This window comes from Alkalihalobacillus sp. FSL W8-0930 (genome assembly GCA_037965595.1).
In the GTDB taxonomy this organism is placed as follows: Bacteria; Bacillota; Bacilli; order Bacillales; family Bacillaceae_D; genus Alkalicoccobacillus.
In genome coordinates, this window is record CP150183.1 from 2,621,480 (window position 1) to 2,634,561 (window position 13,082).

Genomic DNA, 13,082 nt, shown 5'->3' on the forward strand with positions numbered 1-13,082 from the left:
CCATTTCTTCTCGCTGTCATCAAGTCCAGATATGAAAGGTAGAATATTGACCTGATAAAAAGTAATTGATTAACAAAACTAAAAACGCACTAATGTTTAACAGTATCGTCTGGTATCCTCTTCTATAGTTTACCACACGCTGGTAAAGATACACCCCATAAACGATTAAGGTCAGCATGGACGTAAGAGTCTTTACATCAGTCCACGGTAAGGTCCCATATTCAACGGATGACCAAACAAAGCCAAAAATCACTCCCATTAGCATAAGCGGAAAACCAATAGATGCTGTTAAGAATGAATAACGTTCCAAAAAGGGAATCGGTCCAAAGCGTTCTAACCGGTTACTCCATTTTTTCTTTTTTAACATTTGATGCTGAAGCACATAAAGAATCGAAAACGAGAAGCTTAATGTGAACGCTGTATATGAAAGCAGGATAAAACTAATATGTAGCACAAGCAGCTCCGATTGCAGCATACTCGCTAAATACGTTGGCACTTCAGTATGTGGCTTAAAAAGACTCATTGTCATCATACTGAAGCCAACAACATTCATCACAAAAATAAGAAAATCAACTTTAAAACGTAGGTTGATCACTAAAGAAATCGTGACAACACTCCATGCATAAAAAAAGAGCCCCTCAAATGGGGTAACGATTGGAAATCTCCCCACTTCCAGTGCTCTCAAGACAAAGTAAACTGTCTGTAAGCTCCAGACAATTGAAAGCAACCAGAAAGCCACAACATTGACTTTCCGGTTGTTAAAAATAAAATCAATAAAGTATCCGAGGACACTGAAGCTGTATAAAATAACAGTAATAGGATAAATCCAATTCATATTAGGAACTCCTCACTTAAGAACGGACAGCCACCTTATCTTCAGAAGGAACTGTCGCAAACGATACGTGTTTGCTCTGTTCCCATTGATCCTCAGCTGCGCGCATGGACGCCTGCTTCTCTTGTTCTGCTAGCTCAAGCTCAAGAGCAAACATCTTTGTCACCATATCAAGTGACTCATTTGGATCCTCTTCGCCCGCTAGCTCTTTAATACGAGTAATCGGATCCTTAAGCAGCTGATTCACAATACTTTTTGTATGCTTACGCAGGACTTTACGGTCGCGCTCAGAGAGATGAGGCAACTTACGTTCAATGCTCTCCATCGTATCAGCTTGTACAGCTAAAGCCTTTGAACGTAGCGCTGTAATAACAGGAACCACTCCAAGTGTGTTTAACCACTGGTTAAATTGAACAAGCTCCGCTTCAATTAAAAGTCCAATCTTTTCAGCTTCTTTTTCTCTCTCAGCTAGATTTGACTCAACGATATTTTGAAGATCATCAATATCATATAGATAGACATCATCGAATTCACCAATAGCTGGTTCAATATCACGAGGAACCGCAATATCTACGATAAATAATGGGCGCCCTTTTCTTTTTTTCAAAGCAGCCGCTACGTTCTGTTTCGTTACAACGAAATCGCGTGAACCTGTAGAACTAATAAATACATCCGCATCAATCAACGCATCTTCAAGCTCATCAAACGCTCTTGCTTTACCAGAGAAACGATTTGCTAGCTCTTTTGCTTTTTCTTCCGTACGATTGATAACCGTAATTTCGGCAGCACCATTTGAATGCAGATGCTTAGCTGTGAGCTCGCTCATTTTTCCGGCTCCAAGTACAAGTACATTCTTCTTATCAAAGCTTCCAAAAATACGTTTCCCTAGCTCAACCCCAGCGTAGCTTACAGAAACAGCCTGCTGAGAAATATCTGTTAGAGAATGAGCTTTTTTCGCAAACGTCACCGCTTGTTTAAATAACTCATTAAAGATGGTACCCGTCACTTGTTCTGTTTGTGCAAGCAGGAATTGAGACTTAACCTGTCCCAGGATTTGAGTTTCTCCTAGAATCATTGAATCAAGTCCAGCCGTCACACGCATCAAGTGCTCAATGGCCACATCATTTTCTTTTATATGAAGATAAGGTGTAATCTCATCTTTTGAAATATCAAACCAATCCGACAGAAATGTTTTCGTAAAATGACGACCGGTATGAAGCTGATCGGCAACGACGTACACTTCTGTCCGATTACAGGTAGATATAATTACACATTCTAGTATGCTCTTTGACACACGTAATTGTTTTAAAGCAGCGGGGAGCTCCGTTTCCTGAAATGCAACTTTTTCTCTCATCTCAACCGGGGCTGTTTTATAATTTAATCCCACTTGTATTATGTGCATGTGTCGCTCACCCCTTAAAAAATATTACGGTCTATGTGCTTACCTATTAACATTGTACTCGGTTTCATTCATCCATTAGTATAACATGTAAATGAACATTCTCATCGTAAATTTATGTGAACTTTTTCTCATGTTGTGCTACCATAAATTCAAGTTTAACAAACTAACCCTGTTAATGGTATGCCTTTTGACTCATTTCGGCAAATGATCTGCTTACCACAAAATCGGAGGTATGAATTCTGAGAAAAGGAAAAGCCGTTTCAATTATGCCCGGTGTCTTGCTCATCGGACTTGGCAGCTACTTTTTATTGCAAGCCTTCCCGCAACTAGCAGGAAATCAGCTTTTAACCTGGCCATCTATTTTATTAATCATTGGATTGTCTCTTTTGTTTCAAAGTAAGTATGACGGCTTTCTTTCGTTCCCTGGCGCACTCTTGATTGGACTTGCTATTCACTATCACGGGATGCAGCTCGTCTCGTTTTGGCCGAGCCATTTGGGTATGTATCCGCTCATTATCAGTATGTCCTTTTTATTCCTTTATACTCGAACAAAACATCAGGGTCTCGTTCCAGGCATTCTGTTATTTTTGCTCGCACTATTTATGCTCTCACCATGGAAACTGTATTTGCAAAACCCAGCCTTTCTTCCGTTTGGAGACTATTTTTGGCCGGTCGTACTTATAGTGATAGGTGTCATTATGCTTTATCAGAAGAAGAGATAAGATGGGGGCGAGACATTAGTGTTACGAGTCAAACACGCATATAGCAAATAATCCGCTACAGGAGAATCCCTCGCTTTCCGCGGGTACGGCCCATAGCCGTCAAGTTAAGTAAAATCGGTTTAACTATAGACGATTCTTCGTTAGGATGGGGGTTTAACCAGTCCTAGGGAGGGATCGTTTGTGTCTTTAAAAGAGGAGTTCAGTACGTTTGCGAAAACCGTGTTGGACGTTTTATCTGTACCGAACCTTCGCCAATCTGCCCGAGATGTTGGGTTTGTACAGCGTCTAAAGAAATTAAAACCTGAGGATTTCCTAAGTATTTGTTCCTTTCTTCCTCAACCCGTCGGTGCGACAGAGTTAACACAGCTTTGCGGGGCTCTTTCACGTGAATCCAATACCCACCTTTCCAAACAAGCCTTACATCAACGCTTCGATGAAAAAGGAGCGGCTTTTTTGAAGCATGTGTTTTTTCAATTGGCGGCCAAACAAGAGTTGATGGCCATGCCACCTCTTCCTGAGACCCCGTTTTCTCGGATCCGCATCTTAGATGCGACTTCATTTGAACGACCAAAGAAAGATGGTACTTCTTCAGATGGAGCGAAAATTCATTTAGAGTATGAGCTATATGAGGGGAAATTTTTGCATACCTTACTTTCCGGTTCAAGAGAAAGTGACCATCACGCCGCCTATGCATTAGCCGATACGATTCAACCAGGTGATTTGATCATCCGTGATCTCGGCTACTTTTCTGGCGACCATTTGAAACAAATCGATCGTGCAGGCGCTTCTTATATCACGCGGACGCCGGCCAATATGACCTATTGGACTAGAGATGATCAAGGGGAACGAATCCAAATCAAACCAGAAGAAGATGCGAAGCAGCTAGAACCGGGAGCGATCAAAGATTATGGGGTCATCCAATTAGGGGTCAAAGGAAAGAACACCCTTCAAACCCGTGTCATCGTGCAACGATTGACAGAGGATCAACAAAACAAGAGGAAAGCCGGTTTACGAAAAAGAAGACGGAAAGGGGGTCATACCCAATCCGCCGACAAAAAGGATCATACCCAAATCCTTGCCACTAACCTAACACAGGAAGAAATGGATGTGCAAGCATTGTATCCGATGTATTCCTTACGCTGGCAAGTCGAGATTCTTTTCAAAACGTGGAAATCCCTTTTCGCCATTGATCACGTGCGCGCGATGAATCCAGATCGGTTTCTCTGCCACATGTATGGGAAACTTATACACATTCTGCTTTCCTCGATGGTGGCGTTTCAATGCCGGTTCTATCTTCATCAAAAGCACCACCTCGAAGGCAGTGAATACAAGTGTATCCATCATGCCAAAAGGGCTATAGAAGAGTCAAAAGGATACGCTCTCTATCATCGTTCTTCATTAGAAGACGTTCTAGAAAATATCTACGAGAGCATTTACCGACATGGACGAAAAGACCATCGCCACCGCCATCAAAGTCCCTATGACATCTTACAGATCGCCTATGAAACACATGCGCGTGTGGAGTAAAACGGTAGAATCCGGTGCAAAAAAAAATAGAAAAAGAGCCAATCTACCCATACGTACCCTGATGGAAAATACTAGATCCACTACAAGAGAAAGGATGAGCTCTTTCTTTTTCCTTTCTTAACTTGACGGCTATGGGGTACGGCCTCAGCCCCTTCCGCGGAAAGGCCACCGCTGAAATGTCTTCACCTCGCACTGTTTCCGCAGGAGTCTCGGGTTCTCCTTTCGCTCGTCGTAGTAAAAAAACGAATGGCGAATGATTCTATAGTAGAATCATTCGCCATTTCCTCATTGATTTTTAGTTTTGTCTTAATCTCGTCTTTTACCTTGTTATCTGACCATGCGGAATTCCCAACAGAGCGAATCCGTGTACACTTTTTCAAAACGTTTAGTTGATAACTTAAATCATTTTCTGAATCGCACGCCAGACGGTTTCTCGTCCGTAGCCGGTTTCAGATGAGAATAAGAACAATTGATCTTCTTCACGTAACTCAAGCTCGTCCGAAATGATTTTAAGATGCTTCTGCCATTTTGATTTTGCGATCTTGTCGCCCTTAGTCGCCACAACAATAACTGGAATCTCAAAATGATGCAACCAATCATACATCAGCTTGTCCTCTTTCGAAGGCTTGTGTCTAAAATCGACGAGCAATAATACCGCTTTTAACTGCTCGCGCTCCATAAAGAACTGCTCAATCATTTTTCCCCATTGATCTCTTACTGATTTTGCCACTTTAGCAAACCCGTATCCTGGGACATCAACAAAATGAATCTTCTCATTAATTTCATAGAAATTGAGAGTTTGTGTCTTACCGGGCTGTCCAGACGTTCTCGCCAGGCTTTTCCGGTTAATCATTTTGTTAATAAATGATGATTTACCCACATTAGACCTTCCTGCCAAGGCAATCTCCGGCAGAAAGGTATTAGGATATTGTTCAGGTTTTACAGCAATATATTTAAGATCAACCTTTGTAATTTTCATATGATCATTCCCCTAAAGCGTGTTCCAACACCTGATCCAGATGTGACACGAGTATAAATTGAAGCTCATCGCGTACACTCTTTGGAATATCATCAAGGTCTTTTTCATTATCTTGCGGTATAATAATGGTCTTTAACCCTGCACGATGCGCGCTCATTGATTTTTCTTTTAGTCCGCCAATTGGCAGAACTCTACCTCTTAATGTGATCTCACCAGTCATTCCTACTTCACGTTTCACATATCGACCTGTTAACGCAGAGATTAAGGCTGTTGCCATCGTAATACCTGCGGATGGACCATCCTTAGGAGTGGCGCCTTCTGGAACGTGAATATGAATATCCATGTTTTCATGGAAGGAAGAGTCTATCTTTAGTTCATTTGAACGAGAGCGAATGTAGCTAAATGCCGCTTGAGCCGACTCTTTCATAACGTCTCCAAGCTTTCCTGTTAACGTCAGCTTACCCTTACCAGGTACAACTGATACCTCAATTGATAATGTATCACCACCAACTGACGTATAAGCAAGTCCAGTAGCTGCACCAATTTGATTTTCTTCCTCTGCTAGGCCATAACGGAAACGTGGTTTACCGAGCATCTCTTCAACTACTTTTTCGGTCACATTTACACGTTTCTTTTCCCCAGTTACAAGGATTTTTGCTGCCTTCCGACAAAGTGTTGCCATTTGTCGTTCAAGATTACGTACTCCCGCTTCACGTGTGTAGTAACGGATGATTTTTTGCAGGGCTTCGTTCGCCACACGCATTTTATTACCGTTTAATCCGTGTTCTTTAATCTGTTTTGGAAGCAGATAGGTTTTAGCGATCTCCATTTTCTCAAGCTCTGTGTATCCAGCAATCGAAATGATTTCCATTCGGTCAAGTAATGGTCCAGGAATGGTATTCAGGTTGTTTGCTGTCGTCACAAACATGACTTTAGACAAATCATATGGCTCTTCAATGTAGTGATCACTAAATGTGTTGTTTTGTTCAGGATCAAGTACCTCAAGCAATGCAGAAGAAGGATCTCCCCTAAAATCTTGAGCCATCTTATCAATTTCATCCAGTAAAAAGACAGGATTAATGGTTCCTGCTTTTTTCATTCCCTGAATTAAACGTCCTGGCATCGCTCCAACATACGTGCGTCGATGTCCGCGAATTTCGGCTTCATCACGAACGCCTCCAAGCGACATTCGAACAAATTCTCGATTCAGTGAACGAGCAATGGAACGAGCAAGAGAGGTTTTCCCTACTCCAGGAGGGCCAGTTAAGCATAGAATTGGACCTTTGAGCTCTTGAGTAAGCTGTCTGACCGCTAAATATTCTAACACACGCTCTTTTACTTTTTCGAGTCCGTAATGATCCTCATTTAATACTTCTTCAGAATGATTCACATCAAGTTGATCGTCCGTTTCATTAACCCATGGGAGCTGGATCAGCCAGTCTAAATAAGTCCGTAAAACAGAGCTCTCCGCTGAGCTCGCAGGCATCTTTTCGAAGCGATCAAGTTCCTTTAATGCCTTTTCCTTTGTTGAGGCAGGCATTTCCGTTGCTTCAATCTGCTCTCGTAAGCTACTTACTTCACCAGAGCGTCCATCTTTATCCCCAAGCTCTTTTTGGATGGCTTTCATTTGTTCACGCAGATAATATTCTTTTTGCGTTTTTTCCATCGACTTCTTAACACGTTGGCTAATTTTCTTCTCAAGTCCAAGGATCTCTTGTTCGTTATTTAAAATGTCAATTAGCTTCACAAGGCGTGCATGAATAGAGCTTGTTTCAAGTAATTCCTGCTTCTGTTGTAGCTTAAGTGGCAAATTAGCTGCAATCACATCAGTTAGCCGACTTGCATCAGTAATATCGGCAACTGTGGCCACGGTCTCAGCAGACACCTTCTTTGAAAGCTTAGAGAACTGCTCAAACATAGACATGACGTGCCTCATCATCGCTTGTACTTCAGGCGTAACGTCCGTATCTTCTTCATGAACGGTTGAGATCTCAACGTGTAAATAAGACTCGTTTGTAATGTAACGCTCAATTTTTGCTCGCTGAAGTCCTTCCACATGAATACGAACCGTACCATTTGAAAGCTTTGTCATTTCATTCACACGAGCTAGCGTACCAACCGTGTAGATATCTTCTTCTGTTGGTTGATCAAGTTTAATTTCTTTCTGAGTAGACAGAAAAATTTCCTGGTCATCTTCCATCGCTTGCTGCAAAGCCTCTACAGATTTTGTTCTTCCTACATCAAGATGTAACACCATCTTTGGAAAAACCAATAATCCACGTAAAGGCAGAAGCGGAATATGCCGTTTCTTTTCTGTTTCGACCATCCGCGAACACCTCCGAATTCCTGTTCCAGACAAATCAGACGAGGATTAGTTTCTTAGTAGACCCTAATCCTCGTTCTGTTATCGTAGTCTATGCGTTCTTGCTGTTTTACGCGCACATTATGTCAATATTTCTTTTCATAACTAATCGCTTTTAAAGCTACTCAAGCACTTTCTCAATTCTATCTTATCCAGGTTTTTTTGTCTATTTATACAGACGTAGCAATTGATCCTTTTGTACCAGCCTGTGCCGGGATCGTTTCTTCTTTGATGGATGGTAATAATGCAAGTTCAAGAACATCGTCTAATGTGGAAACTGGTATGACTTCCACCCCTTCAATTTCCTGAAGAATCGTTTGGGCATTTTCTACAGGAATGATGACCTTCGTCGCCCCTGCTAATTTAGCCGCTTCTACCTTCGCTACTACGCCACCAATTGGCTTAACCTGACCACGAATACTAAGTTCTCCCGTCATAGCGAGATCATGCCTAATTGGTTGTTCATGAATGGCTGAATAAATGCCACAAGCAATGGCGATCCCCGCTGATGGGCCGTCCACTGGACCCCCACCCGGGAAGTTTACATGAATATCGTAATCCGCTGTTGGTGTTCCCATTCTCCGAAGAACCGTAACGACGTTTTCAACAGAGCCTTTAGCCATACTTTTGCGTCGGATGGAACGAGCTTGAGTACCTGTGCTCTCTTCCTCCGCAATGCCTGTAATGTTAATCGTCCCTTTTTGCATATGCGGGATGACGTTCACTTCAATTTCTAGAAGCGCCCCTAAATTTGGACCATACACAGCTAGTCCATTGACAAGCCCAATGGCCGGCTCATCATGGATGCGTTTTTCTGGACGTGGCGTGATTTGTCCAGCGTGAAGCACCCACTCAATGTCACTCACTTGAATCTGTTTTCGACCTTCAGCTGTTGCCAACCCTGATGCAATTTGAATGATATTTACAGTTTCACGTCCGTTTGTAGCATATCTTGATATCTTCATCCCTGCTTGCTCTTCAAGCTCAAACTTTATCTTTTGTGCAGCATTTTCCGCTATTTTTATAATTTCCTCAGGCTTTAACGCCCGGAAAAATACCTCCATACAGCGAGATCGGATCGCTGGTGGAATTTCATCTGGTTGTCTCGTTGTTGCAGCAATTAAGCGAAAATCAGCAGGCAATCCCTTTTGGAAAATCTCATGAATATGCTTGGGTATGTTTGCATTTTCTTCACTGTAGTACACACTTTCTAAAAATACTTTTCGATCTTCTAGTACCTTCAAAAGCTTGTTCTGTTGAATGGAGTGTAATTCACCAATCTCGTCAATAAATAAAACGCCACCGTGTGCTTTTGATACGGCCCCTTGTTTCGGTTGCGGAATCCCAGCCTGGCCCATTGCTCCCGCTCCTTGATAAATTGGGTCATGAACGGAGCCAATCAGTGGGTCTGCAATCCCCCGCTCATCAAATCTAGCGGTTGTCCCATCTAGTTCAACAAACACAGCCTCTTTTGAAAAAGGTGAGCCTGCATGTGTTTTGGCTTCTTTTAATACCAATCGTGCTGCGGCTGTTTTCCCGACGCCTGGCGGACCATATATAATCACGTGTTGAGGGTTAGGTCCACACATTGCTGCTTTTAAGGCGCGAATACCCTCTTTTTGTCCGACAATATCTTCAAACCCGCTCGGACGGACCTTTTCAGACAATGGCTCCGTTAACGTAATCGCTCGCATTTTTCGTAATTGTTCCATCTCTTTCTTTGATTCTTTATCGATGCTCACTCGTTGACTACGCTGCCCCTTTAACAAATTCCAAAAATAGAGGCCGATTACTACACCAAAAAATAGTTGTACAATTAACACAATACCTGTCCAGTTCACACCATTTCCTCCTGTCACTCACTAATCTGTGCTTAGTATGACCGAACCATCGTTGACTCATTACGGCATATTTGTCTAAAGCATAGTAAATGTTGGAAAGGTGTGCCTAAACAAAAAAGAGCAGCGACTGCTCGCTGCTCTTTTTGATTATGCACTTTCTTTTGGTTTTCTAGTATCAATCGTGATTTCCGTACCATCGTCTGTTTTAAGGATTGGTGTAGCACCTTCAGTGATACATTTATCGTGAATAATACATTTCACAATGTCCTCACGTGATGGTAAATCAAACATGACATCAAGCATAATGCCTTCAATAATAGAGCGAAGTCCACGAGCACCTGTTTTACGTTCAATCGCTTTGTTAGCAATCTCCGTTAACGCTGCTTCTGTAAATTCAAGCTCAACATCATCAAGCTCTAAAAGCTTTTGATATTGTTTCACAAGCGCATTCTTTGGTTGAGTTAGAATCTCAACAAGCGCTTTTGAATCAAGTGGCTCTAGGCTTGAGATAACAGGTAGTCGACCGATAAATTCTGGAATTAATCCAAAACGTAATAAGTCTTCCGGAAGAACTTTTGCTAGGTATTCACCTGGTTTTAGTTCTTCTTGTTTTGTATCAGAGCCAAATCCGATAATCTTCTTACCTAGACGGCGCTTAATGATTTGTTCGATGCCATCAAATGCTCCTCCACAGATGAAGAGAACGTTTGTTGTATCAATTTGAATAAATTCTTGATGAGGATGCTTACGTCCGCCTTGAGGTGGAACACTTGCTGTCGTTCCTTCAAGAATTTTTAATAGGGCTTGTTGCACCCCTTCACCAGATACATCACGAGTAATTGACGGGTTCTCGGACTTACGAGCTACCTTATCAATTTCATCAATGTAAATGATTCCTTTTTCAGCTTTCTCAACGTCATAATCTGCTGCTTGGATCAGTTTAAGTAAAATGTTCTCTACATCTTCCCCAACATAACCAGCCTCAGTAAGTGACGTGGCGTCCGCTACTGCAAATGGTACATTTAAAATACGTGCTAGCGTTTGAGCAAGTAACGTTTTACCACTACCAGTAGGTCCAATCATACAAATGTTACTCTTAGCCAGCTCAACTTCTTCAGAGCGGCTTAATGAGTTAATACGCTTATAGTGATTGTAAACTGCTACAGAAAGTGACTTTTTCGCATTTCCTTGACCAATAACATAATCATCTAATACTTCACAGATTTCATATGGCTTTGGAATTTCTTGAAACTCTACTTCTTCTTCTGTTCCAAGCTCTTCTTCTACAATTTCTGTACATAATTCAATACATTCATCACATATATACACACCAGGTCCAGCAACAAGCTTGCGAACTTGGTCTTGAGTTTTTCCACAGAAAGAACACTTTAATTGTCCCTTTTCCTCGTTAAACTTAAACATGAGATCACCCCTCACAAAATATTGTACCATTCGCATCGGTGTCATGACCATATATAAGCATTGTCATGAACCTGCGCTGTACATTATCGCTTAGACCCGAATTCCCCTTCAATGATATCTGTGCACATTTCAACACATTCATCACAAATGTAAACGCCTGGTCCAGCGATTATCTTTCTTACTTGCGCTTCCGTCTTGCTACAGAACGAACATGAAAGTCCCTTACTCTTATCAGCCAAATAAATCACCCCTATAAACTAAACGATTCATCCTCGGAATTCAACTAAAAAGCATTTCATTTCTCTTCTGTTTCTACGAGTTTCAGACATTGTAGCATACTTTAGGTAGTGCGACACTCATTTGCTCTTCTATGTACGGTATCATGCATACATGTGTGTTATAGGTTAGTTTATGTTAAGACACTGTATACATTCAAGATAATTGCTTGAAAACCCTTTTTTTCAAAAGATTTTTCTTACAGTCTCCTAAGCATGTTCAAAAATGGACTTCATCATACATCTGAATCGGTAGAAGAAAAACAAGGTGCGTCCGAGTCCGCACCTTGTTTCTATGTGGTCATTAAGCCGTTTTGCTTTCTTCTACAAGAAGATCAATCGCCTTTTGAATCTTAAGATCTGCTTTAAGATTCTCAACTCCACCTTGTGCAGTGAAAATTGTACGAATCTCATCCACAGGACGTTGATACATTTCAGCCATTTTTTCTAGCTCTTTATCAACATCTTCATCAGATACTTCGATTTCTTCTTTAATAGAGATCGCTTCAAGTACTAGATTTGCTTTTACGCGTTTACCAGCGTCTTCTTTAAACTGCTCGCGCATCGCTTCTTCGTTTTGTCCAGAGAACTGGTAGTACGTCTCAAGATCCATACCTTGGCTTTGTAGACGTTGACCAAATTCTTGAAGCATACGATCTGTTTCAGTTGTGATCATTGCTTCTGGAATATCAATTGTTGCATTTTCAGTTGCTTGCTCGATTAGGGTTTCACGAGTAGCATTTTCAGCTGTATCTTTTTTCTGCTTTTCAAGCTTTTCTTTTACTTCTTTTTTAAGCTCGTCCAAAGTTTCAACGTTTTCGTTTACATCCTTAGCAAACTCATCGTTAAGCTCAGGAAGCTCTTTACGCTTGATTTCGTGAACTTTCACTTTAAATGTAGCAGGTTGTCCAGCTAAATCTTCAGCATGATACTCTTCAGGGAATGTTACTTCAACATCTTTCTCATCTCCAGTTTTCAAGCCAACAAGCTGCTCTTCAAATCCTGGGATAAATGAGTTTGAACCAACTTCTAGAGAGTAGTTCTCAGCCGTTCCGCCTTCAAACGCTTCACCGTTAGCGAAACCTTCGAAGTCAATAACAGCTGTATCGCCGTCTTCAATTGCTCCATCTTCAATTACAACAAGCTCAGCTTGATGACCTTGTAGATGTTTAAGTTCTGCGTCGATATCCTCTTCTGTTACTTCTGTTTCTTGAGCTTCTACTTGAAGACCTTTGTACTCTCCAAGTTCAACTTCAGGCTTCACTGTAACTGTTGCTTTGAAAACAAGCTCGCTTCCTTTTTCCATTTTCTCGATGTCGATGTCAGGACGATCCACTGGAGTAATACCAGCTTCGTCAACTGCACTAGCATAAGCTTCTGGAAGAAGAAGATCTAATGCATCTTGGTAAAGAGACTCTACACCAAATTGCTTTTCAAAAAGGCTACGAGGTACTTTCCCTTTACGGAATCCAGGGATGTTTACTTTCTTAGATACTTTTTTAAACGCTTCGTCTAAAGCTTGTGTTACCTTTTCAGCTTCAACTTCTACTGTTAATACTCCTTGATTTCCTTCTTGCTTTTCCCATTTTGCACTCATTCGTGTTCCCTCCAACTATATCTTCGTTCTAAAAACGATTGATTTCCGTTATACATGATTGACAACCACACTATTATAACATAAAGCCCTTGCTTTTCAATGGAAGCACTAGAATTAGCAAAA

General features: G+C 41.5%; 9 protein-coding genes and 1 pseudogene. 2 read left to right on the forward strand and 8 right to left on the reverse strand.

Translation table 11 applies throughout. The features are described from left to right. Positions 1-19: 19 nt before the first annotated feature. Complete coding sequence (locus NSQ54_13985; GenBank protein WYP25421.1) at positions 20-835, reverse strand: cytochrome c biogenesis protein; 816 nt, start codon at positions 833-835, stop codon at positions 20-22. 16 nt (positions 836-851) lie between these two features. Further along, on the reverse strand, positions 852-2,234 hold the full coding sequence (gene hemA / locus NSQ54_13990; protein ID WYP25422.1) for a glutamyl-tRNA reductase: 1,383 nt from the start codon (positions 2,232-2,234) through the stop codon (positions 852-854). Between the two features lie 266 nt (positions 2,235-2,500). Between hemA and NSQ54_13995 the strand changes: the two genes are divergently transcribed. Continuing rightward, complete coding sequence (locus tag NSQ54_13995) at positions 2,501-2,956, forward strand: hypothetical protein (GenBank protein ID WYP25423.1); 456 nt, start codon at positions 2,501-2,503, stop codon at positions 2,954-2,956. 180 nt (positions 2,957-3,136) lie between these two features. Then, positions 3,137-4,483 carry an IS4 family transposase gene (locus NSQ54_14000; protein WYP25424.1) on the forward strand — a complete coding sequence of 449 codons (1,347 nt, stop codon included), beginning with the start codon at positions 3,137-3,139 and terminating at the stop codon, positions 4,481-4,483. Between the two features lie 397 nt (positions 4,484-4,880). Here the strand turns inward: NSQ54_14000 and yihA are convergent, their stop codons facing one another. The 6 genes and pseudogenes from yihA to tig form a co-directional block, all read right to left on the reverse strand. Beyond that, positions 4,881-5,462: a ribosome biogenesis GTP-binding protein YihA/YsxC gene (gene yihA / locus NSQ54_14005; protein ID WYP25425.1), complete on the reverse strand. Its 582-nt coding sequence runs from the start codon at positions 5,460-5,462 to the stop codon at positions 4,881-4,883. Positions 5,463-5,466: 4 nt separating this feature from the next. Continuing rightward, entirely contained in the window at positions 5,467-7,788 is a 2,322-nt protein-coding gene (lon, locus tag NSQ54_14010; protein ID WYP25426.1) for an endopeptidase La, read from the reverse strand. Positions 7,789-7,994: 206 nt separating this feature from the next. After that, complete coding sequence (lonB, locus tag NSQ54_14015) at positions 7,995-9,665, reverse strand: ATP-dependent protease LonB (protein ID WYP25427.1); 1,671 nt, start codon at positions 9,663-9,665, stop codon at positions 7,995-7,997. Between the two features lie 147 nt (positions 9,666-9,812). Continuing rightward, on the reverse strand, positions 9,813-11,087 hold the full coding sequence (gene clpX / locus NSQ54_14020) for an ATP-dependent protease ATP-binding subunit ClpX (GenBank protein ID WYP25428.1): 1,275 nt from the start codon (positions 11,085-11,087) through the stop codon (positions 9,813-9,815). A gap of 89 nt (positions 11,088-11,176) precedes the next feature. Then, positions 11,177-11,335: pseudogene (locus NSQ54_14025) on the reverse strand (ClpX C4-type zinc finger protein). 331 nt (positions 11,336-11,666) lie between these two features. Continuing rightward, positions 11,667-12,959: a trigger factor gene (gene tig, locus NSQ54_14030; GenBank protein ID WYP25429.1), complete on the reverse strand. Its 1,293-nt coding sequence runs from the start codon at positions 12,957-12,959 to the stop codon at positions 11,667-11,669. Positions 12,960-13,082: the final 123 nt, after the last annotated feature.